General features: G+C 58.7%; 20 protein-coding genes and 2 tRNA genes. 8 read left to right on the top strand and 14 right to left on the bottom strand.

Annotated features, from left to right (window positions below):
• The first annotated feature begins 139 nt into the window (after positions 1-139).
• The 3 genes from LUN51_RS13235 to LUN51_RS13225 are packed head-to-tail and all read left to right on the top strand — an operon-like array spanning position 140 to position 3,016.
• Positions 140-1,258, top strand: coding sequence for a glycosyltransferase family 4 protein (locus LUN51_RS13235; RefSeq protein ID WP_277811640.1), 1,119 nt, complete (start codon positions 140-142; stop codon positions 1,256-1,258).
• Positions 1,251-2,027: a polysaccharide deacetylase family protein gene (locus tag LUN51_RS13230; protein ID WP_277811639.1), complete on the top strand. Its 777-nt coding sequence runs from the start codon at positions 1,251-1,253 to the stop codon at positions 2,025-2,027. Before LUN51_RS13235 ends, LUN51_RS13230 begins: the two co-directional genes overlap by 8 nt.
• Positions 2,024-3,016, top strand: coding sequence for a lysylphosphatidylglycerol synthase transmembrane domain-containing protein (locus LUN51_RS13225; protein WP_277811638.1), 993 nt, complete (start codon positions 2,024-2,026; stop codon positions 3,014-3,016). Before LUN51_RS13230 ends, LUN51_RS13225 begins: the two co-directional genes overlap by 4 nt.
• Before the next feature lie 140 nt (positions 3,017-3,156).
• On the opposite strand, the gene sucD is transcribed toward LUN51_RS13225, so the two are convergent.
• From sucD to sdhC, 9 genes are all read right to left on the bottom strand, one after another.
• A complete protein-coding gene (gene sucD, locus LUN51_RS13220; RefSeq protein ID WP_277811637.1) occupies positions 3,157-4,029 on the bottom strand; it encodes a succinate--CoA ligase subunit alpha in 873 nt (290 codons plus the stop codon).
• On the bottom strand, positions 4,029-5,195 hold the full coding sequence (gene sucC, locus LUN51_RS13215) for an ADP-forming succinate--CoA ligase subunit beta (protein WP_040244076.1): 1,167 nt from the start codon (positions 5,193-5,195) through the stop codon (positions 4,029-4,031). Before sucC ends, sucD begins: the two co-directional genes overlap by 1 nt.
• 140 nt (positions 5,196-5,335) lie before the next feature.
• On the bottom strand, positions 5,336-6,775 hold the full coding sequence (lpdA, locus tag LUN51_RS13210; RefSeq protein ID WP_277811636.1) for a dihydrolipoyl dehydrogenase: 1,440 nt from the start codon (positions 6,773-6,775) through the stop codon (positions 5,336-5,338).
• Positions 6,776-6,833: 58 nt separating this feature from the next.
• A complete protein-coding gene (gene odhB, locus LUN51_RS13205; protein ID WP_277811635.1) occupies positions 6,834-8,435 on the bottom strand; it encodes a 2-oxoglutarate dehydrogenase complex dihydrolipoyllysine-residue succinyltransferase in 1,602 nt (533 codons plus the stop codon).
• A gap of 41 nt (positions 8,436-8,476) precedes the next feature.
• On the bottom strand, positions 8,477-11,311 hold the full coding sequence (locus LUN51_RS13200) for a 2-oxoglutarate dehydrogenase E1 component (protein ID WP_277811634.1): 2,835 nt from the start codon (positions 11,309-11,311) through the stop codon (positions 8,477-8,479).
• Positions 11,312-11,545: 234 nt separating this feature from the next.
• A complete protein-coding gene (locus LUN51_RS13195) occupies positions 11,546-12,256 on the bottom strand; it encodes a succinate dehydrogenase iron-sulfur subunit (RefSeq protein ID WP_277811633.1) in 711 nt (236 codons plus the stop codon).
• Between the two features lie 13 nt (positions 12,257-12,269).
• Positions 12,270-14,042, bottom strand: a complete 1,773-nt coding sequence (gene sdhA / locus LUN51_RS13190) for a succinate dehydrogenase flavoprotein subunit (RefSeq protein ID WP_277811632.1) — start codon at positions 14,040-14,042, stop codon at positions 12,270-12,272.
• 3 nt (positions 14,043-14,045) lie between these two features.
• A complete protein-coding gene (gene sdhD, locus LUN51_RS13185; RefSeq protein ID WP_040244087.1) occupies positions 14,046-14,393 on the bottom strand; it encodes a succinate dehydrogenase, hydrophobic membrane anchor protein in 348 nt (115 codons plus the stop codon).
• Positions 14,387-14,764, bottom strand: coding sequence for a succinate dehydrogenase, cytochrome b556 subunit (gene sdhC / locus LUN51_RS13180; protein WP_097022418.1), 378 nt, complete (start codon positions 14,762-14,764; stop codon positions 14,387-14,389). Before sdhC ends, sdhD begins: the two co-directional genes overlap by 7 nt.
• 404 nt (positions 14,765-15,168) lie before the next feature.
• Here sdhC and gltA point away from each other — a divergent pair, with 404 nt between their 5' ends.
• Positions 15,169-16,455, top strand: a complete 1,287-nt coding sequence (gltA, locus tag LUN51_RS13175; protein ID WP_277811631.1) for a citrate synthase — start codon at positions 15,169-15,171, stop codon at positions 16,453-16,455.
• Between the two features lie 491 nt (positions 16,456-16,946).
• Here the strand turns inward: gltA and LUN51_RS13170 are convergent.
• The 4 genes from LUN51_RS13170 to LUN51_RS13155 form a co-directional block, all read right to left on the bottom strand.
• Positions 16,947-17,022, bottom strand: a tRNA-Glu gene (locus LUN51_RS13170).
• Between the two features lie 16 nt (positions 17,023-17,038).
• Positions 17,039-17,114: transfer RNA gene (locus tag LUN51_RS13165), tRNA-Ala, on the bottom strand.
• A gap of 166 nt (positions 17,115-17,280) precedes the next feature.
• Positions 17,281-18,759 carry a glutamate--tRNA ligase gene (gene gltX / locus LUN51_RS13160; RefSeq protein WP_277811630.1) on the bottom strand — a complete coding sequence of 493 codons (1,479 nt, stop codon included), beginning with the start codon at positions 18,757-18,759 and terminating at the stop codon, positions 17,281-17,283.
• A 119-nt stretch (positions 18,760-18,878) separates the two neighbouring features.
• Positions 18,879-19,775, bottom strand: a complete 897-nt coding sequence (locus LUN51_RS13155) for a LysR family transcriptional regulator (protein WP_075369618.1) — start codon at positions 19,773-19,775, stop codon at positions 18,879-18,881.
• 409 nt (positions 19,776-20,184) lie between these two features.
• On the opposite strand from LUN51_RS13155, the gene LUN51_RS13150 reads away from it, so the two are divergent.
• From LUN51_RS13150 to LUN51_RS13135, 4 genes are all read left to right on the top strand, one after another.
• Positions 20,185-20,829, top strand: a complete 645-nt coding sequence (locus tag LUN51_RS13150) for a helix-turn-helix domain-containing protein (RefSeq protein ID WP_277811629.1) — start codon at positions 20,185-20,187, stop codon at positions 20,827-20,829.
• A 90-nt stretch (positions 20,830-20,919) separates the two neighbouring features.
• The gene (locus tag LUN51_RS13145) at positions 20,920-21,213 is read left to right on the top strand and encodes a hypothetical protein (protein ID WP_277811628.1); all 294 of its coding nucleotides are present in this window, start codon (positions 20,920-20,922) and stop codon (positions 21,211-21,213) included.
• Positions 21,214-21,910: 697 nt separating this feature from the next.
• Positions 21,911-22,252 (top strand): type II toxin-antitoxin system RelE/ParE family toxin, encoded by a 342-nt coding sequence (locus LUN51_RS13140; protein WP_246920771.1) that lies wholly within the window; start codon positions 21,911-21,913, stop codon positions 22,250-22,252.
• Positions 22,253-22,262: 10 nt separating this feature from the next.
• The gene (locus LUN51_RS13135; RefSeq protein WP_246920768.1) at positions 22,263-22,565 is read left to right on the top strand and encodes a helix-turn-helix domain-containing protein; all 303 of its coding nucleotides are present in this window, start codon (positions 22,263-22,265) and stop codon (positions 22,563-22,565) included.
• A gap of 116 nt (positions 22,566-22,681) precedes the next feature.
• On the opposite strand, the gene LUN51_RS13130 is transcribed toward LUN51_RS13135, so the two are convergent.
• Positions 22,682-22,885, bottom strand: a complete 204-nt coding sequence (locus LUN51_RS13130; RefSeq protein ID WP_277811627.1) for a hypothetical protein — start codon at positions 22,883-22,885, stop codon at positions 22,682-22,684.
• Positions 22,886-22,893 lie beyond the last annotated feature (8 nt).

Raw genomic sequence — 22,893 nt, 5'->3', positions numbered from 1 at the left:
GCGTCTCAAGAAGTGGACGCAAGGCATGGCATGTGCCAGCGTAATCTCATGACAGCGCGGTGACACTCCTACGACAAGCCCTACAGGACCGAGCGGTCACACTCCGTAACCAACCGGGAAGGTTTCAAGGAGTCACGCTTTGCATATCACCGATATCACGATGTTCTACGCCCCTGCCAGCGGTGGAGTGCGTACCTATCTCGAGGCCAAACGCAACCGTTTGGCGATACTGCCTGGCGTGACGTCCAGCCTACTGATTCCCGGCGCCCACCATGCGGTCAGTGAATCCATTCATGAAATCCCTGCGCCACCGCTACCTTTCAGCCAAGGTTATCGCTTTCCGCTGAAACGAGAGGGCTGGCGACGCGAATTGATCCAGATGGCGCCGGATCTCATCGAAGCCGGCGACCCTTATGTTACCGCCTGGGCCGCGCTTGATGCCGGCCGGACCTTGGACGTGCCCGTGGTCGGATTTTACCATTCCGACCTTCCTAGCCTGATCGGCAACCGTCTCGGGAATTGGACACGCATGGCCCTTGAGCGCTATGTCGAAAACCTCTATCGGCATTGCAGCCGTGTCCTCGCACCTAGCCGCGTCATCGCCGATAAATTGCATGGCCTCGGCCTCGACAATGTCGCCCTGCAGCCGCTAGGGGTCGACTTGAAAACCTTCTCGCCCCAGCGCCGCCAAGATTCCTACCGCCAGAGTTTGGGACTCGACGACAATACGCGCCTGCTGATCTTCGTGGGACGCGGCTCCCGCGAGAAGAACCTGCCGGTCCTGTTGGAAACGGCGCGACGCCTTGGCAAGGGTTATCACCTTCTGTTGATCGGGCCGCAGATGCCGCAACGCGTTCCCGACAACGTCAGCGTCATCGGCCGCTACACGGCCACCGTCGATGTCGCCGAGTGGCTGGCCAGCAGCGACATGCTGCTGCATGCCGGTACTCAGGAGACGTTCGGCTTGGTCGCCCTGGAAGCCATGGCAAGTGGCATTCCGGTCGTCGCGGCACGCGCAGGTGCTCTGGCCGAGAACGTACCCCTAGGCTGCGGACTGCTATGTGAACCTCACTCGGCGGACGACATGGCGCGCGCCGTGCGCGAACTCAGCGCCAATGCGCCCGAGGAACAAGGGCGGCATGCCCGCCTGCATGTCGAACGCCACCACGACTGGGATATCGTGGTCTCCAGTCTGATGCATCATTATCGTGAATTGACCGGACAACGCGTCAACACGGAGAGTCTTCAGCATGGCTGATCGCCACCTTTCCCTCGTCCTCCACGATATCGCGCCGGAGACCTGGCCCGACTACATCGACTTCGTGGCCAAGGTCGACGCCCTGGCACGTCGACATGGTCCGATTCCTATCACCTGGCTGGTGGTGCCCGATTTTCATCATCGCGGTGATTGTCGCCGCGATGGCGCTTTCCTCGAGAACTTGCAACGCCGTCGAGCCATGGGCGATGAACTGGCATTGCACGGCTATTACCATTGCGACGACGCGCCCTCACCGCGCACGCCTCGCGACTGGTTCATGCGGCGTTTTTATACCTGGGAAGGCGAGTTCTACGCCCTCGACGAAAACGAGGCAGCACAGCGGCTGGACAAGGGCATAGAGCTCTTTCGATCACAGGGCTGGCCACTCACCGGATTCGTGGCACCGGCCTGGCTGATGAGCCAAGGGGCGCGACGCGCGCTGGCCCAGCGCGACTTCTGCTACACCAGCGACCCGCAACATCTGTATATGCTGCCCAACTTCACGCGCCTCGAGGCGCCAGGGCTGGTCTGGAGTGCCCGTAGCGCCTGGCGTCGTGGTTTGTCACGACTGGCCAGCGAAACACAGCGCTGGCGTAGCCGCCAGGCACCGCTGCTGCGCCTGGGACTACACCCCGTCGACATGCGTCATGCTCGCGTTCAGGCCTACTGGCTCGCTGTCCTGGAGCGCCTGATCCACGAAGGACGTCGCCCCATCACCAAATACGATTGGGTGACGGGGCAACGTCGGAGGGAGCAGCACGCCGCATGAAGCGCCTGGTGATATTGCTGGTTATCGGGTTGGTGGCGGCTATCAGCATCCCACTGTTGTTCGGTGGGCGCGCGCTTTTCGGCGAGCTCGCCGCATTCCCCTTACAACAACTGGTATTGATGCTGCTGTTGATCGTTATCTGCTGGAACATCAATGCCTTGCGGCTTCGCCTGCTGCTGGCGGGGCGCGCCGGACGTCTCGGCCAGACACGCGCGGTAGGCATCGTGATGTCCACCGAGTTTGCCATCTGCGCCACACCCGGCGGTACCGGGGGCTTGCTGACGCTCCTAGGCTTGTTGGCCCGGCGCGGGGTTCGTCCCGTGCAAGCCTCGGCGATCTTTGCCGTCGACCAGTTGACCGACCTGCTCTTCTTTCTTTCCGCATTGATCGGCGTCGCGCTCTATGTCGTCATCGAGGCCATCGATCTCAACCTCGGCTGGCTGGTGGGTCTGCCGTCGTTGTTGCTGGTGTGCGGCTTCATCCTGCTGTGGTTGGTCATAAGCCATTACACGCGCGTACTGCAGATAACCGGCGGTTGGCTCGAACGTCTCAAGGTGCGTCGCAAGGCACGCTTCGGATTCGCCCGCCGCTTACTGCATTTCCGTAATGCCTTGATCGAGACGCTGCGCCTGCCTCGTCTAACCTTGTTGTCGGTCTTCGCTCTGTGCTGTGCCCACTGGATGCTGCGTTACAGCATCCTGTATCTGGCAGTGAAGGGGCTGGGTGCGCACATCGACTGGGCCTGGACCTTTCTGGTACAGATGCTCTCCATGGCAGCGGGCCAATTGAGTTTTCTGCCCGGCGGCGCAGGCGGCGCCGAGCTGACCTCCACCGCCTTGCTAGCGCCCTTGATCGGCAAGCAAAGCGCCGCTGCTGCCGTTCTCATCTGGCGCTTCGTGACCTACTATTTCTACCTCATCGCCGGCGCGCCGGTCTTCTTGGCAATGGCAGGTCGAGCCTTCGCCAAGTTGCTGGCCCGTCGTCGGTAATCACGCGCGCATTTTTACGCAAGGCGGCGAACGCAGGCCATGTTCGTGTAGCACCTCTAACGACGAAGGGCATCCCATGGGGATGCCCTTCGTCATGCTCGCTGCCCAGCGGCCCATGGACCGCTAGAGAGGGAGGCAACTTACCAGCCAGTCGCTTCCTTCAGCGCATCGCCGATCTCGGCGAGCGAACGCACGGTCTTGACGCCCGCGGATTCAAGCGCCGCGAACTTCTCGTCCGCCGTGCCCTTGCCTCCCGCGATGATGGCGCCGGCATGGCCCATGCGCTTACCTGGAGGCGCCGTCACGCCCGCGATATAGGAGACCACCGGCTTGGAGACGTGCTCCTTGATATACGCCGCGGCTTCTTCCTCAGCAGTACCACCGATCTCACCGATCATCACGATCGCTTCGGTCTGCGGGTCCTGCTCGAACTTCTCGAGGATGTCGATGAAGGTAGAACCCGGAATCGGGTCGCCACCGATGCCCACGCAAGTGGACTGGCCGAAGCCATGATCGGTGGTCTGCTTGACCGCTTCATAGGTCAAGGTGCCAGAGCGCGAGACGATGCCGACCTTACCGGGTTTGTGAATATGCCCTGGCATAATCCCGATCTTGGTCTCGCCCGGCGTGATTACGCCCGGGCAGTTCGGGCCAATCAGTTGTACGCCCAGCTCGTCGCACTTGACCTTGACGTCGAGCATGTCGAGAGTCGGAATACCCTCTGTGATGCACACGATCAGTTTGATGCCAGCATTGGCGGCCTCAAGGATGGAATCCTTGCAGAACGGTGCGGGCACATAGATCACGGAAGCTTCGGCGCCAGTCGTGTCGACGGCTTCCTTGACGGTGTTGAACACCGGCAGACCGAGGTGCGTCTGGCCGCCCTTGCCCGGCGTCACGCCACCCACCATCTGAGTGCCGTAGGCAATCGCCTGCTCGGAGTGGAAGGTCCCCTGGCCACCGGTGAAGCCTTGGCAGATGACCTTGGTGCTTTTGTCGATCAGGATACTCATTACTTGCCCTCCGCTGCTTTGACGACCTGCTGGGCCGCGTCGGTCAAGCTGGTAGCAGCGATGATGTTCAGTCCGCTGGAGGCCAATTTCTCGGCACCCAGCTCGGCGTTGTTGCCTTCGAGACGCACCACGACCGGCACGTTGACACCGACCTGCTCGACGGCACCGATGATGCCTTCGGCGATCATGTCGCAACGCACGATGCCGCCGAAGATGTTGACCAGAACGGCCTTCACGGAATCGTCGGAGAGGATGATCTTGAAGGCTTCGCCCACACGCTCTTCGGTGGCACCGCCGCCAACATCCAGGAAGTTGGCAGGTTGCCCGCCATTGAGCTTGATGATGTCCATGGTGCCCATGGCCAGACCGGCGCCATTGACCATGCAGCCAATGTTACCTTCCAGAGCGACGTAGTTGAGCTCCCACGCCTGAGCGTGCGCCTCACGCTCGTCTTCTTGAGACGGGTCACGCATGGCTTGCAAATCGGGATGACGATACAGCGCATTGCCATCGAGGCCGATCTTGGCGTCCAAGCAGTGCAGGTCGCCGCTGTCGTTGATCACCAGCGGATTGATTTCGAGCAGCGCGAGGTCTTTTTCCTCGAAAAGCTTGGCCAGGCCCAAGAAGATCTTGGTGAACTGCTTGATCTGTGCGCCCTCCAGGCCCAAAGAGAAAGCCAGTTCACGCGCCTGGTACGGCTGAGCCCCAACCAGCGGATCGACTTCGGCCTTAAGAATCTTCTCAGGCGTCTCTTCGGCGACCTTCTCGATTTCAACGCCGCCTTCGGTGGAGGCCATGAAAACGATACGACGCGTGCCGCGATCGACGACGGCGCCCAGATAAAGCTCGTTGGCGATATCGGTGCAGTTTTCGACCAGGATCTTGGTGACCGGTTGGCCCTTCTCATCGGTCTGGAAGGTCACCAGGTTCTCGCCCAGCCATTTTTCGGCGAACGCCTTGGCATCCGCGGCGCTTTCGACCAGCTTGACGCCGCCCGCCTTGCCACGGCCACCTGCGTGAACCTGGGCTTTGACGACCCACTTGTCACCGCCAATCTTCTTGCACGCATCGGCAGCTTCTTCGGGGGTATCCACGGCGAAACCCTTGGACACCGGTAGACCATAATCGGCAAACAGCTGTTTGCTCTGATACTCGTGAAGGTTCATCGTGTCATGCCATTGGTTGCATGTGACTCGAATGATAACGATGGCCTCGAGCTTTCAAAGCCTCAGGCCACCGCTACCCCTGTTCGCTCCCGCCTCGGCGGGAGCGACGCGTCTCTACACTGAAACGCTCGTTGAAGCGCTTATTTACGCTTCTTGCGGTTGGCCATGTGAATGGCATGGCCATCCACCGCCAACGCCGCTTCGTGCACGGCTTCCGAGGTGCTCGGATGCGCATAGCAAGTCAGGGCCAGGTCTTCGGCACTGGAGCCAAATTCCATGGCGATGACGCCTTGCGCTATGAGCTCCCCGGCATGCTGACTGATGATGTGCAGCCCCAGGATGCGGTCGGTCTCGGCATCGGCAATGACCTTGGCCATACCTTCTGATGCATTATTGGCCAGCGCACGTCCGTTGGCAGAGAATGGGAAGGAGCCGGTCTTGACCTCTATACCGGCCTCTTTCGCGTCCTGCTCGTTCATGCCGACCCAGGCGACTTCCGGCGCGGTATAGATCACGCTGGGGATAGCGTCATAGTTCATCTCGGCTTTGTGGCCAGCGATGATGTCGGCCACCATTACGCCTTCTTCGGAAGCCTTGTGCGCCAGCATCGGGCCACGCACCACGTCGCCGATGGCGTAGACACCCGATACGTTAGTGCGACATTGATCATCGACGAACACGAAACCGCGCTCATCGAGCTTGATGCCGACATCATCGCTAAGGAGGCCCTCGGTGTAGGGACGACGTCCCACACACACGATCAGCTTGTCGAAGGTCTGTTCCTGCTCGCCGTTGGCGTCGGAATACTTGACCACGACTTCTTTGTCCTTGATCTCGGAGCCCGTCACGCGAGCCCCCATCTTGATGTCCATGCCCTGCTTCTTGAACAGCTTCTGGCCTTCCTTGGCAATGTCCTTGTCAACCATTGGCAGGAAGGTGTCCATCGCCTCGAGGACCGTGACTTCACTGCCCAGGCGATTCCAGACACTGCCCAATTCGAGGCCGATGACACCGGCACCGATCACACCGAGGCGCTTGGGTACTTCGTTGAACTCGAGCGCGCCGCTGGAATCGACGATCAAGCCCTCAGTCAAAGGCGTCGGTGGGATATCGACCGGCACGGAGCCGGAAGCAATCACGATGTTCTCGGCATCGTAGGTGGTCGTCTCGCCATCTTGACCGGTAACTTCGACCTGCTTGTCGGAGACGACTTTACCGGCGCCTTCCAGCGCTGTGACGCCATTGGCCTTGAATAGCGCGCTGATGCCGCCCACGTTCTTGGCGATGACGCCTTCCTTGAACTCCTGCATCTTGGCAATGTTGGGAGTCGGCTCGCCCACATCGATGCCGATCTCCGCGTAATGATCGCGGGCTTCGACAAACTTGTGAGAGGTTTCCAGCAAGGCCTTCGAGGGAATGCAGCCCACGTTCAAGCAGGTACCGCCGTGGACGGTCTTGCCTTCCTTGTTGACCCACTTCTCGACGCACGCGGCCTTCAGGCCCATTTGAGCAGCGCGAATGGCCGCCACGTACCCGCCAGGCCCGGCACCAATAACGATCACATCGAATTTATCGGCCATGAAATCATCCTGTTCGAATTCAGTTAATTAGTCGCAACGCATTGTTCGGCGACAACCATCACACGTCGAGCAAGAAGCGTGCGGGATCCTCGAGCAGTTCCTTGATCGTGACCAGGAATTGCACCGCGTCCTTGCCGTCAATCATGCGGTGATCATAGGAGATGGCGAGATACATCATCGGACGAATCTCAACCTTGCCGTCGACGGCCATCGGACGCTCCTGGATCTTGTGCATACCCAGGATCGCGGTCTGCGGCGGATTGATAATCGGTGTCGACAGCAGCGACCCGAAGATACCGCCGTTGGTGATGGTGAAGGTGCCGCCCTGCATATCTTCAATGCCGAGCTTGCCGTCGCGACCGCGCTTACCGAAGTCGACGATGCTCTTCTCGACATCGGCGAGCTTCATGCTGTCGGTATCACGCAGCACCGGCACGACCAGGCCACGCGGCGTGGACACGGCGACACCGATGTCCTGATAGCCGTGATAGACGATATCGCTGCCGTCGATCGACGCGTTCACGTCGGGGAACCGCTTGAGGGCCTCGGTGCACGCCTTGACGAAGAAGCCCATGAAACCGAGCTTGGTATCGTGCGCTTTGAGGAAGGTTTCCTTGTACTGACTGCGCAGGTTCATCACCGCGCTCATGTCCACCTCATTGTAGGTGGTCAGCATGGCGGCGGTCTGCTGCGCCTGCACCAGACGCTTGGCGATGGTCTGACGCAGACGGCTCATCGGAACACGCTGCTCGGGGCGCTCGCCCTCGACAGCGGGCGCGGGCGCGGCAGCCGCCTTGACGTCGCCGCCCTCGGATTTGGCGCTCTTCTTGGCGGAACCGTCCTTGATGGCCTTCTGAACGTCTTCTTTCAGAACGCGACCGCCCTTGCCAGTACCTTCGATCTTGCTGGCGTCCAGATCGTGCTCGGCGACCAGCTTACGCGCCGCCGGAGCCAGGATCTTGTCGCCGACTTTTTCGTCGCCGCCACCAGTGTCTTTCGACTCGCTCGCCGTATCGTCGGATGCAGCAGTCTCGCCACCCCCCGTATCACCGCCAGCGCCCTCGGCAAACGACGCTAGCACCGCTTCGGACTCGACCTGCTCGCCTTCCTGCACCTTGATCTCACTGAGGGCGCCATCGGCCGGGGCGACGACTTCGAGCACCACCTTGTCGGTCTCGATGTCCGCGAGGATCTCGTCGCGCTTCACCGCTTCACCGACCTGCTTGTGCCAGGTGGCCACGGTCCCTTCCTGAACGGATTCCGGGAAGCTCGGCGCTTTGACGTCATGCTGCTTACCGGACGCTGCCGGCTTGGCATCGTCAGACTTGGCGGCTGGCGCGTCCTGCTTCTCGCCGATCTCTTCTTTGTTAGAGCCCTCAGCGGATTTAGAGCCTTCAGCGGGCTTTTCGCCGCCGCCTTCACTCGCGGCGCCCAGCATCCCAAGCACCTGCTCAGAGTCGCACGTATCGCCTTCTTCCACCTTGATTTCGGTCACGGTGCCGGCGTCAGGCGCCACGACTTCGAGAACGACCTTGTCCGTCTCGATCTCGACAATCAGCTCATCACGTTCAACGCTATCACCGACCTTCTTGTGCCAAGTGGCGATAGTGCCCTCGGCAACGGATTCCGGGAAATTCGGCGCTTTGATCTCAGTAGCCATGTCGTTTCCTTAGTGTTTTCTCTCGATCCCGATGGAACGCCTCAGCCAGTAATAGCGTCTTCCACCAGCTGGCGCTGCTGTTCAACATGGACGGACATGTATCCAGATGCCGGCGCAGCGGATGCCGGACGCCCCGCGAACTTCAGGTCGCGCCCCAAGCCTTCCTGCACCATATCGGCCACCAGACGCATATGATGCTGGCTTTGATACCAGGCACCCTGGTTGAGCGGCTCTTCCTGACACCAAACGACCTGTTCGAGGTTCGGATAGGTCTTGAAGACCTCGTACAGCTCTTCCTTGGGGAAAGGGTAAACCTGTTCCAAACGCACGATCGCAACATCGTTGCTGCCATTTTCGGCACGGTAGCTCGCCAGGTCGTAGTAGACCTTGCCCGAGCACAACACCACGCGTTTGACACTCTCCGCGTCGAGCTTGCCTTGATCCGGCAGTACCATTTCGAAGCGGCCGTTGGACAGATCTTCCAGCGTCGAAGTTGCTTCCTTGTGACGCAGCAGGCTCTTCGGTGACATGATCACCAGCGGCTTGCGCAGCGGACGAATCACCTGACGCCGCAGGAGGTGGAAGATCTGGGCCGGCGTGGTCGGCATGCAGACCTGCATATTGTGCTCGGCACACAATTGCAAGAAGCGCTCAAGACGCGCCGAGGAGTGCTCGGGGCCCTGCCCTTCATAGCCATGCGGTAACAGCATGGTGAGGCCACACAGCCGTCCCCATTTCGTCTCGCCAGAGGAGATGAACTGGTCGATCACCACCTGCGCCCCGTTGGTGAAGTCACCGAACTGGGCTTCCCAAATGATCAAAGCCTTGGGCGCGGTCGTGGAATACCCATATTCGAACGCCAACGCCGCTTCCTCGGACAGGAGGGAGTCGCGAATGGTGAAATTCGGCTGATCTTCCTTGATGTACTCCAGCGGTACATAGGTCGAACCGTCTTTCTGGTTATGCACGACGGCATGACGATGCGAGAAGGTGCCGCGCCCTGTATCTTGGCCCGTCAGACGAATCGGGTGACCTTCATCCAGCAAGGTGGCATACGCCAGCGTCTCGCCGAAGCCCCAGTTGATGGCAAGATCACCAGCGGCCATCTTGCGGCGATCCTCATAGATCTTGGCCACCTGGCGCTGTACCTGAACATCGTCGGGGACTTCGCACATCTTGGAGGCAAGTGCCTGCATACGCGCCATGTCGATCGACGTATCGGCGTCGCCAGTCCAGGTGTGCCCAAGGTAGGGCGTCCAGTCGACGAATAGCTCGGTGTTAGGCTTCTTGACCAGCGCATTGGCGACGTGATTGCCAGCCACCAGATCATCGCGATACTTCTCGACCATGGCGGCCGCGTCGTCGTCGCTGATCATACCTTCTTGTACCAAGCGCGCCACGTAGAGCTCACGCGAACTCTTGTGCGACTTGATCTTCTGGTACATCAGCGGCTGAGTCCCGGAAGGCTCGTCGGCCTCGTTGTGACCGCGCTTGCGGTAGCAGACGAGATCAATCACCACGTCCTTGTTGAACTGGTAACGATAATCGACGGCTACCTGAGTGGCATGCACCACCGCCTCGGGGTCATCGCCGTTCACATGGAAGATCGGCGCCTGGACCATCTTGGCGATATCGGTGCAGTACTCAGTGGAGCGTGCGTCATCGGGCCGTGATGTGGTGAAACCGACCTGGTTATTGATGACGATATGCACGGTACCGCCGGTCTTGTAGCCGCGAGTTTGAGACATCTGGAATGTCTCCATGACCACGCCCTGGCCGGCAAAGGCGGCATCGCCATGCACCACCACCGGTAACACCTTGGCGCCCTCACCGTCTTCGCGACGATCCTGACGAGCGCGCACGGAGCCTTCAACTACCGGCGAGACGATCTCGAGGTGCGAGGGATTGAATGCCAATGCCAGGTGAACTTCGCCACCTTCAGTCATGACGTTGGAACTGAAGCCTTGGTGGTACTTCACATCCCCTGAGCCTTGTTGGATGACTTTCTTGCCATCGAACTCATCGATCAGTTCCGACGGGCTCTTACCCAACAAGTTGACCAGCAGGTTGAGGCGGCCCCGGTGCGCCATGCCGATGACGACTTCCTTGGTGCCATAATTGCCAGTGCGCTGGATGATTTCGTCGACCATCGGGATGAAGGTCTCGCCGCCTTCCAGACCGAAGCGCTTGGTGCCTGGATACTTGGACGCGAGATAGTTTTCCAATCCTTCCGCCGCCGTCAAACGTTCGAGGATGTGCTTGCGCACATCGACGCTGTAGTCCGGCTTGGAACGCACCGATTCGAAGCGTTGCTGTAACCAACGCTTCTCGTCGGTGTTGACGATATGCATGAACTCGCAGCCAATGCTGCGGCAATACGTCTTCTCAAGGACGTCGACGATTTCCTTGAGCGGCGCCTGATCCTTGCCCAGGAACAGCGAGCCAGTCTGGAAGGACGTCTCCATGTCAGCGTCGGTCAGCTGATGGAAGGAAAGATCCAGATCAGGGATCGGGGTCGGGCTGCGAAGCCCCAGCGGGTCGATATCGGCACGCTGATGGCCGCGGAAGCGGTATGCGTTGATCAGCTGGAGAACCTTGACCTGCTTCTTGTTCTCGCTGCTGTCGGCGACACCGGCGGCGGGTTTGCCACGACGGTTTTGTGCCAACTGATAGAACTGATCTCGAATCGGACTGAGAGGAACGTCATGAGTGGGGGCGCCTTCCGGACGAGGTAACTGATCGAAATAGTTACGCCATTCGTCGGGAACCTCAGAGGGCTCGACGAGGTATTGCTCGTAGAGCGCTTCCACGTAGTGGGCGTTACCGCCGCTGACATGGGAAGTGCGCCACATCAACTCCATTATGCCTTCTTGCATCTCTTGGTCACCCTATGCACTGATGGGTGTTCTTGGCGCTGGCACGCCCGGACGTGCCGGCGTCACTTGGGACCTGCGGGTGCAGGTTGGCGTCACACGCGACGCTAGGGTCCACTTATCGTCAAAAGCCGGTGCGCAGGGCACCGGCTAACGGCGGTCGCAGGACCGGCCTCCTGCGACGCCATGTCGCAGGAAGAGGCTTGTTGCCAATGATAACAAGCCACGCGGCGCGATTTAAGTGGCATTAGACAGTAACATCTCACGAATCTTGCCAATCGCTCGCGTCGGATTGAGCCCTTTAGGGCACACCGCCACGCAATTCATGATGCCACGGCACCGGAACAGACTGAACGGATCTTCGAGCCGTGCCAAACGCTCGCTCGTGGCGGTATCGCGCGAATCGGCGAGGAAGCGATAAGCCTGCAGCAAGCCAGCCGGCCCCACGAACTTGTCCGGATTCCACCAGAAGGAGGGGCAGGCCGTAGAGCAGCAGGCACATAGGATGCACTCGTACAACCCATCGAGCTTTTCGCGTTCTTCCGGCGACTGCAACCGCTCCATCGTCGGCTCGGTGGTATCGTTCTGCAGATAGGGCTGGATGCTCTCGTACTGCTTGTAGAACACCCCCATATCGACCACCAAGTCGCGGATAACCGGCAAACCGGGCAGCGGGCGCAGCACCAGTTTATTGTCCTTGACTACCTCGGACAAAGGCGTGACGCAAGCCAAGCCATTTTTGCCGTTCATGTTCATACCATCGGAACCGCAAACCCCTTCGCGGCAGCTACGCCGGTACGCCATGGAGCTGTCCTGCTGCTTGATCATTTCAAGCGCATTGAGAACCATGATGTCGCGGCCCTGCGTATCCAGCTGGAACTCCTGCATGTAGGGCACGGAATCGGTTTCCGGGTTGTAGCGATAAATGGATATCTGAAGCGTAGACATCTTGGACAACCCCTTAGTAGGTGCGGATTTTCGGCTCGAAGGTCTCGACGGTCTTCGGCGCAAAGTTCACGTCACGCTGCCCCAGCCGCTTCTCGACCGGGAAGTACATGGAGTGCTTGAGCCAATTGGCGTCGTCGCGATCCGGATAGTCGTAGCGCGAATGTGCGCCGCGGCTTTCCTTGCGATCCAAAGCGGAGATTGCCGTGGCTTCCGCTACCTCGAGCAGATTGTCGAGCTCCAACGCTTCGACACGCGCGGTATTGAAGGCATTGGATTTATCGGCCAGATGCGCGTTACCGATGCGCTCGCGGAGGTCGGCCAGTTTCTTTACGCCCTCCTGCATGGTGTCTTCCTGACGAAAGACGCCGAACTCGTTCTGCATGACCTCCTGCAGCTCGGCACGCAGCTCAGGAATTGCTTCGCCGCCGCTCGATTCATCCCAACGGTTGAGACGGGCCATAGCGCTATCGATATCGGACTGAGCCGCCTCGAGGTAATCGATCCCTTCATTGAGCGCTTGTTCGATGAACATGCCAGCGGCACGTCCGAAGACCACCAAGTCGAGCAGTGAATTGCCGCCCAGGCGGTTGGCGCCGTGTACGGATACACATGCCGCTTCGCCACAGGCGAACAGTCCGTTGACGATCTGATCGTTACCATCGGCGTCCTGCATGATCGCCTGGCCGTGGACGTTGGTCGGCACGCCGCCCATCATATAATGGCACGTCGGCACGACCGGTATCGGGTCTTGGGCGGGATCGACATGGGCGAATGTCTTGGAGAGTTCGACGATGCCCGGCAGACGCTTACCCAGGACCTCTTCACCCAGATGATCAAGCTTAAGCATGACGTGATCACCATTTTCGCCACAACCGCGCCCTTCGAGGATCTCCATGACCATGGCGCGAGCCACGACATCGCGGCCGGCCAAATCCTTGGCGTTCGGCGCATAACGCTCCATGAAACGCTCGCCGTCCTTGTTGATCAGGTAGCCACCCTCGCCACGACAGCCTTCGGTGACCAAGACCCCTGCCCCGTAAATACCGGTGGGGTGGAACTGCCACATCTCCATGTCCTGCATGGGGAAGCCAGCACGAAGCGCCATGCCGATACCATCACCGGTATTGATCAGCGCGTTGGTCGTGGACGCGTAGATGCGGCCCGAGCCGCCGGTCGCCAACACCGTCGCCTTAGACTTGATATGCACGATTTCGCCGGTCTCGATGCACATGGCGATACAGCCCACGACATCGCCATCAGCATTCTTGACCAGATCCACCGCGTACCATTCATTCAGGAATACGGTGTTATTTTTCAGGTTGTTCTGATACAGCGTATGTAGCAGCGCATGGCCGGTACGGTCAGCAGCAGCGCATGTGCGCGCGGCCTGGCCGCCCTTACCGAAGTCCTTGGACTGGCCACCGAAAGGGCGCTGATAGATGCGGCCGTTATCGAAACGCGAGAACGGCAGTCCCATATGTTCCAGCTCGAAGACCGCCTTGGGGCCTTCGGAACACAAATACTCAGCGGCGTCCTGGTCGGCGATATAGTCACCGCCTTTGACGGTGTCGTACATGTGCCAGCGCCAATCGTCGTTGGGATCAGCGGAAGCGATGGCGCAGGTAATACCGCCTTGGGCGGAAACGGTGTGCGAGCGCGTTGGAAAGACCTTGGAAAGCACCGCGGTCTTCTTGCCAGACTTGGCCAGCTCGAGCGCGGTACGCAGGCCGGAGCCACCGCCACCGATGATGATTGCGTCGAATGTCAGGCTACGCATATTGGACATGGATTAGGCTCCCCAAAGGACTTGAACGCCCCACACCAGAAAAACGAAGATGGCCAGCATGACGACCGCTTGAAATGCAAAGCGTGCACCCGCCTGCTTGAGATAGTCGGTGGACACCGTCCACAAACCGACCCATGCGTGCGCCGCGATGGAAATAAAGGCCAGCAGGGAGAAGATGCGCATCCAAGTCTGCGAGAAGAGGCCGCTCCACGTGGCGTAATCGAGCCCCGGATGGAACAGTAGATACAGGACCATGAACACGGCATAGACCGCTAGAATAATGGCCGAGACTCGCTGGATCAGCCAATCGGACAGGCCACTACGACCGAGGTTCGTGATGTTGGTTACCATACCCAGACTCCTGCCAGAACCACCAAGATGGCACTGATCACGACCGTGATCTGCGCCTTGCGATGTCCGCCCTCGAGATCCACGCCAATACCTGCATCCATCAGCAGGTGTTTGATGCCGGCCACGAAGTGGAAGCCAAGCGCCGAGAGCAGTCCCCAGGCGATCAGTTTGGCGAGTACGTTGTTGGCGAGGGTGTCACGCACTGCTTCGAATCCTTCGGGAGACGACAGTGACGCGTCGAGGGCCCAGAAACCGAAGATCAATCCCACGAAGAGGATGACACCGGTAATGCGGTGGGCAATGGAGGTCAGTGCGGGAAGTGGAAATTTTATCGTCGTCAGGTCTAAATTTACGGGTCTTTTGCTATTCACGGCTCATCACACTCTCTTGGCCCGCCAGCGGCTAGGGCTGTACCCGGTGCGGGCGGTGGTTTGAGGGGGAGGCCTTGGTCGAGGGCTTACATGACCAAGCCATGCTCCTGCCAGTCGCGCGGGATAAGATTATAAGGACCGGGCGATGTCATGACAAATGAGATAGCTCTTGCAGCCATCCCCATGGACGCGTCAAATAGGGTGGCACTTCCGGGTAGGAACCTTGCTCGCCCCCTTATTCTATCGCCACCTATCGCCACGCCGGGACACGAGATGCGCGGCGGCGCCATGGTCACAGGCGCCCTAGGCCCAATTGACAATCCACCGCGTGGTTCTATAGTAGGCGCATTATTTTCGCTGGCATGGCAAGCAAGACAAAGACTTAGGTAAAAGAGGAGGCCATAATGGCTGACAGGAAAGCGCAGTTGACGGTAGAAGGGTTGGACAAGACGATCGAGTTCCCTGTCTACTCCGGCACCGTCGGGCCTGATGTGATCGACGTCCGCGGCCTGACCAGCGAAGGTCTGTTCACATACGACCCAGGCTTCGTCGCCACCGCCTCCTGCGAATCAGGCATCACCTATATCGATGGTGCTGCGGGTGTTCTTCTGCACCGCGGCTACCCCATCGGCCAACTGGCCGAACATTCCAATTACGTCGAGCTCTGTTATCTGCTGTTGTTCGGCGAGCTCCCCAGCAAGGCGCAATACGACGACTTCGCGGCCACCGTGAGAAATCACACCATGGTCCACGAACAACTCGTCAATTTCTTCAAGGGCTTCCGCCGCGACGCCCACCCGATGGCGATCCTGTGCGGCGTCGTCGGTGGCCTAGCCGCTTTCTACCATGACAATCTGGACATCACCAAGGAAGAAGAGCGCCGCGTCAGTGCAATTCGCCTGATCGCCAAGATGCCGACCCTGGCTGCGATGTGCTACAAGTATAATATCGGACAGCCATTCAATTATCCGCGCAATGATCTCGATTACGCGGAAAACTTCCTCTACATGATGTTCGGCAATCCGTGTGAAAGCTACGAGGTCAATCCGGTTTTCGCCAAGGCCATGGACCGGATCTTCATGCTCCACGCCGACCATGAACAGAACGCCTCCACCTCCACGGTGCGTCTGGCGGGCTCAACGGGCGCCAACCCCTTTGCTTGCATCAGTGCCGGCATCGCTGCGCTATGGGGCCCGGCCCATGGTGGCGCCAACGAAGCCGTACTCAACATGCTCGACGAGATCGGTGATGAGTCCGAAGAGAACATCCAACGCTTCATCGACCGCGCCAAGGATAAGGATGATCCATTCAAGCTGATGGGCTTTGGCCACCGCGTCTATCGCAATTTCGACCCGCGCGCCAAGGTCATGAAGGAAACCTGCGACGAGGTGCTGGGCGAACTCGGCATGGCCGACGACCCGCAGCTCAAGATCGCCAAGCGGCTCGAGCAGATCGCATTGGAAGACGACTACTTCATCGAGCGCAAGCTCTACCCGAACGTCGACTTCTATTCCGGCATCATCCTCAAGGCGATTGGCATTCCGACCAACATGTTTACCGTCATCTTCGCTATGGCCCGGACTATTGGCTGGACGTCTCACTGGAACGAGATGATCAGCGGTAGCTATCGCATCAGCCGCCCGCGTCAGCTCTATATCGGCCATTCCCAGCGGGACTACCCCGCCAAGTAACTTGCTAGCCTAAAACCGGCTGAGAAGCTCCTAGCCAGGTTTACTGCATGCAAACATCACGGACCGCCTTCTAGGCGGTCCGTTGCGTTTGACTCCCGGGTTCTCGCCCCCTAGAACCCCTCGCTCCCACCGCCTTGCTCTTCTGTTCTGACGCCTCTGAGCGTTTTCCACACTTTCTGTGGATAAACCTGTTCAAAACCTTTAGGTAGTTCGCCAGAAACACCATGACAAGGCGGTTACGCTCAAATCGATTAATTTTTGACCTATTATAAGTAGTTGAAAAACGGCATTTTTTTCAAAAACGCGCAACATGACGGGCCTTCGCCGGTGTTATGCACAACACGAAGGCAAAGACTGCACGGCAGTGGACAAGGTCACAGAGGTGTCAAGGGGAAAAACGTATAAAAACGTCTAATCACGAACGGGAAGCAGAGACAAAAAAAGACGCTTTCGCGTCTCGATATCGCCACTACTGCGGGCAAGAAAAAAGGTGGCGTCCCATAGGGGGTTTGAACCCCTGTTACCGCCGTGAAAGGGCGGTGTCCTGGACCACTAGACGAATGGGACGCATTGTCTTGATGCTTGGTGGAGCCTAGCGGGATCGAACCGCTGACCTCAACACTGCCAGTGTTGCGCTCTCCCATCTGAGCTAAGGCCCCGCGCCTCAAGACGGTGCGTAGAATACTGATTCCCCCTGGCTTCGTCAATATCTTTCGATAAGGAAGAAGGAAGAAGGAAGAAGGCAGTATCTGGGTTGTTCTTCCCCCTTCAAGCTGCGTAGCAACGTCCTCCCTTCTTCCAGGCGCGCAGCATCGCTCTTCGAGCTTACAGCTCCCGATATTCTTTTTCGAAGCGCTTGGCCTGCTTCTTGGAAATGCCCCCCAGCACCTGGGTGGCATGACGCAGGCGCGCCCGTGTCATGTCCGAACCGAGAATCGCCATGGCATCCAGCACCGAGGTGGAAGTCGCACTACCCGTGACGGCGATGAAGACCGGCGCCAAGAACGCTTTCATCTTCATATTGAACGCCTCGGCCAGGAACTTGACCTCGTCGAGCAAGACATCCTTGTGCCAACGGGGGACGCCCTCCAGACGCCAGGTCAAAAACTGCAGAAGTTTGAGCAGGTCCTCATGCTCGAGCTTAATGCCTTCGAAACTGGACGCCTCGAGCGGCGGTACCCCCGAAAAGAAATGCCCGGCCAGCGGCATGACATCGGAGAGCGTCGAGATTCGCGGACGTACCTGCGGCAAGATCTGGTTAACGTATTCCTCGTTGAAGGCCCACTCTCTCAGGGCTTCCAGCAAGGCGGCATCGTCCAGATCCTCGCGGATATAGACGCCGTTGAGCCAAGTGAGCTTCTCCAGATCGAACACCGGGCCGCCCAGCGACACGCGCTGAATATCGAAGTTCTCCATCATTTCCTCGAGGGTGAACTTCTCGCGGTCATCGGGCATCGACCAACCCATGCGGCCCAGATAGTTGGTCACCGCCTGAGGCAAAAAGCCCATGTGCCGATAATAATTGATCGAGGTCGGGTTCTTGCGCTTGGATAGCTTCGACTTATCTGGATTGCGCAGCAATGGCATATGGCACAGCGTCGGCATCGGCCAATCGAAGTACTCATACAGCAGCTTGTGCTTGGGCGCCGAGTTAATCCACTCCTCACCGCGCATGACATGCGTGATGCCCATCAGATGGTCGTCGACGACATTGGCCAAGTGATAGGTCGGCATACCGTCGGATTTGAGCAGGATCTGGGCATCGACCTGCGCCCAGTCGACTTCGATCTCACCCCGCAGCATGTCGCTGACGATGCAACTGCCCTCGCCCGGCACTTTCATGCGCACTACATAAGGCCATTGCTCACGCTCGCGACGCGCTACTTCCTCGTCGGCAAGCGCCAGATCGGCGGGCTTGAGCGCCAGGTGCAGCCCCGCCGCCTTACGCGTCTCACGCAGTTCATCGAGCTCTTCGCTGGTCCGATAGCACTTGAAAGCATGCCCGGCGTCGAGCAATTGCTGTGCATATTGCGCATAGATATCGCCACGCTCGCTCTGCCGATACGGACCATGAGGACCGCCGATATCGGGACCTTCATCCCACTCGAGTCCCAGCCAGCGCAGGGAGTCGAGGATCATCTGCTCCGACTCGGCCGTCGAGCGCACTCGGTCCGTATCCTCGATGCGGAGGATGAACTGCCCGCCATGCTGACGCGCGAAGCATAGGTTGAACAGCGCTATATAGGCCGTGCCGACATGAGGATCGCCGGTCGGCGACGGCGCGATACGTGTACGTACGGTCATGAAGTTCCCGATCATTGGTGACTGACGATGGCATCATTATACGCATGCACCTACCCGGCATCAGTACCGCCGAGACAAACGCATCGGATAGGCCCTATGGCACTCGTCCAGCACGTTCTTCACAAGGCCAGGTGCTCGCGAAACCACTCCGTGATGAAATCCAGGTAAGCCCGGGTCTTGTCGGGCAGATATTTGCGCGAGCGAAACAACACCAACATGCTGCCATGCTCGTTCCAATACGGCTGCAAGAGGGGTGTCAGCTGCCCCTCCTCCACCGCCGCACGCGCCGCGAATGTCGGCAGATAGGCCAAGCCGAATCCCGCCTTGGCCGCTTCGACCACGCCCAGCAGATTATTGATCACCAGACGAGAGTTAGGCTCGATATCCAGCGGCTGTCCATTGAGCGAAAAGCGCCAGTGAGCGCCGAGATCGTAATTGCCGTAGAACACTGTATCGAACTCGGCGATGTCCTTGGGGTGCAGCGGCCGCCCAACGCGGGCCAGATAATCCGGCGCGGCATACAAGCCATAGACCACTTTGCACAGTGGACGCGACACCAGACTCGACGGCGGCATCGGCCCCATGCGAATGGCCAGATCCACCGACTCATCGATGGGCTCGAAGCGCTGATCCTCGAGCAGGATTTCCACCGACATCTCGGGATAGCGACGCATGAAGGCCGTGGTCGGCGCCGCCAAGTACATGAAGCCGAAGCTCACTTGGGCACTGACCTTGAGTTGCCCTCGAGGTTGCGACGTCACCGACTGTACCTGCGCCTCCGCCGTCTGCAACTCTTCGATGACCCGCAGCCCATGCTCGTAATAGATCTGTCCGGCTTCCGTGAGGCGCAGTGAACGCGTCGAGCGATTTAATAGACTGACGCTCAACTCATCCTCGAGTGCAGCCACGCGCTTGGAAGCCAACGACTTGGAAATACTCAGACGCCGTGCCGCTGCGGTAAAACTGCCCGCACGAACGACCTCGACGAAGACACGCAATGCATCCAGTGTCGTCATGTTGAAGATACTCCGACATACTAGTTTCCAAATCGGAAACACTAGTTTTCGATTGTACCCTCTTATTACGCAAAGGCCGACTGCCTATACTGGGTGCGCTCGGGCAAGCGATGTATCGCTCCCGACATGCGTGGCTTTTTCTAGCGAAGTTGCCACGCGCACGCTAACGGTGCTCGACGGCTTCGGCTTTCCTGCGCCGTGTGGTGTCTTCAGTGAAACGAGCTTTTCTTTGCGCCATTAGGCTGTTCTCCGGGACGGCCGGCGCTCTTTTCTTCCTCATTCTCTCCCTCCCTACACTGCAATCCAGATAGGGCATACGCACTGCGTGCAGTTCATAACCCCCAACCCGAAACATACTTTGGCATTGGCTGGCTATGCTAACGCGTTCACCTCATGGCGAGATGTCTACATGGACGCACTGGGACCCCGGATCAAGCAGCTAAGGATAGACGCCGGCTTGAGCAAGGCCGCCTTAGCCAGACGTGTCGGCGTATCGGATGTCACGATTTCCTATTGGGAATCCGGCACGATAAAACAAGTCGGACACGAGCGACTCATCGCGCTGGCCGATGCGCTGCATTGTCCGCTTGAACGGCTACTCGAAGATAGCACTGCCGTCGCAACACCCACGGCCTCTCAACGTATCACCGAGGACGTGCTCGGCAATGCACGCCTCTTGGCACTACACACCATGCCCCCGGTGCCGTGGGAAGCTCACACGCTCGCCGCCCCTCTCCCCGCCTCGGGCACCGCCATCGACGCCCTCGTGCGGGGATGTCACCTAGTAACACCAGGCGCAGGTGAGACATTCGCCTATCTCGAGGAAGGCGATATCGCCGCCATTCGGCCCACCTCAAGCTTCCAGCAGGAAGGTCTTTACCTGCTCGAATGGCGCCATGCGCTCATGATCCAATACCTGAGCCAGCCGGAGCCGGAAACGTTGCGCATCGTCGACCCTTCGCATAGCACGACCGTCGACCCAAACCAGCCATTCCCTTTTCGAATCGCGGGGCGCCTTCAAGCTCGCTGGAAACAGCGTAACGACAGCGATTGACACCCACCGGCAGGCTTTTCCGACCGTCTCAGGGATACCATGGAGTACGTCTTGGTCCATACTGTGCAGACCTCATCAACGGGAGGCATCATGATGAAAGCCATTCTGCTGGTGACACTGTTTGCCCTGGCATGGCCGGTGCTGGCTGATGACGTTGGTCAGCGCGACTCACTCAACGAAAGTCGACAACGCAATCAATTGCAACGTGACGTCAGCAGCGACCGCGCCACCACGATCGAGCGTCGCCAGTCACTGAACCGCAGCGAACATCGCGATGAACGTTTCGACGAGCGCCAGCGGCAAGAGCGTCAACTCAAGCGCTCTCGGCGCCGTCTGGAAGACTCGCAACGTGAGCTCAGAGATCAACGCAACCAATCACCCTGACACAAAAAAGCCCGACCGATACCGGCCGGGCTTTCGCACAAATCTGCATTTCCTTGCAGTTGTCACGAACTTCCTGTTCGTACTCTATGCTTTCCGTGCTTCTTTAGGCGTCCTTTTTACCTGTCTTCCTTGCTCTCCACCTTTCCATGGCGGACATCTTCACCATGGCAGAAGAATTTCAGTAGTTAAACTGATCTGGATTAAACAATGCCACTTTAAAGTTTCAGAGTGTAAAAGACGCCTCCAGCACCACATGCCAGTGGAACCGTCCTCTCAAACTCCCTGATATTGTCGATCGCCCTGTATGGCGTACAATACGCGGCCACTGCACCCGCTACCGTTCTGTACATCCTTTTTCTTGGAGGCCATACATGATTGAAAAATCAGCGCAAGACTCGCTAGCGCGGGCCCGCCGATTTTCCGTGGCCCCGATGATGGATTGGACCTAAAGCCCTAAACGGCGGGACTTTCAGACATTCTGTAGCGAATCCGTAGCAACGACACACAGAAAATGGCTTGATCCACTTTCCCTCCGAGTCTCGGGCAGCGCCTGCACGGTTGTTCTAAACGTCGCTGGTAGCCTTCACCACAAAACCTCTCGAACAGCTGGCACGCCGGAATCTGGGCAGAGGCCGCGTCGGCTTGACAATAGGATTTAACCTATATAGCCTTAATCCTATAAGTGAAGGGTGAAGCAATGTGGCCGATAGAGCAGACCGAGACGTTTGAAGAGTGGTACTTCTCACTGGACGACATCAACCGGGAGAACGTACTTGCAGCGCTCTTGATGCTGCAGGAAAGAGGGCCGATGTTGCCTCGTCCTCACGCTGACACTGTGAACGGCTCGCAATATCGCAACATGAAGGAGCTGAGGATTCAGAGCCAGGGCCAGCCTCTAAGGGCCTTCTTCGCCTTCGATCCTCAGCGGACAGGTGTACTGCTCTGCGCCGGGAACAAGAGCGGCAATAAGCGTTTCTATGATGACATGATCCCAGTGGCAGACCGGGAGTACGCTGCCCACCTGGAGTCACTGAAGTGAGGTGAAAACTATGGCTCGTACACTGAACCAACTCGTCGCCAACGAGAATCCGGAGCTCGTCAATCGCGCCAAGGCGAAAGCTGATGCAATGCTCCTAGAACTCCGCCTATCGGAAATTCGCCAGTTGGTCGAAATGACGCAAGCGGATATGGCTGAGGCTCTAGGCGTCAAACAGCCGACCATTGCAGGTATGGAGAAAAGTGGTCAGGATCTCCGGTTGAGCTCCCTCAAGCGTTACGTTGAGGCCATTGGTGGGAAAGTCCGCCTGGATGTAGAGATGCCTGACGGTACACACCGCGGCTTCCACGTGTAACCCTCTCCATCATCAGGGCCGCTGGCGAGCCCGAGTCGCGACCAAGCCATTGACCACATCAATCGTGTGAACAAGATAGCGCCTCGCCGGCTGTCGTCGGCGGGGCGCTCGCGTTTCTAGACGTCGGTAGCTTCCGTGGCGGCTTCCAAACGGCTGGACTTCGTGACCCGCTCCAACGAGACCTTCAGATGTCCACCCCAGCCACAGAACGGGTTGGCACACTGTGCGAGCACCGTCGTCGCCTCATCGATCGGAGCCGGGTCTAGCTTCTCCGGCTGGGTCTTGAGTCCTTCATCGCAGTGTGGGCATCTGACACGCATCGCGCTTA

Origin of the sequence: Chromohalobacter canadensis (genome assembly GCF_029544075.1) — a bacterium.
In the GTDB taxonomy this organism is placed as follows: domain Bacteria; phylum Pseudomonadota; class Gammaproteobacteria; order Pseudomonadales; family Halomonadaceae; genus Chromohalobacter; species Chromohalobacter canadensis_A.
The sequence above is the reverse complement of the archived record's forward strand: the minus strand, read 5'-3'. Positions and strand labels throughout refer to the sequence as shown.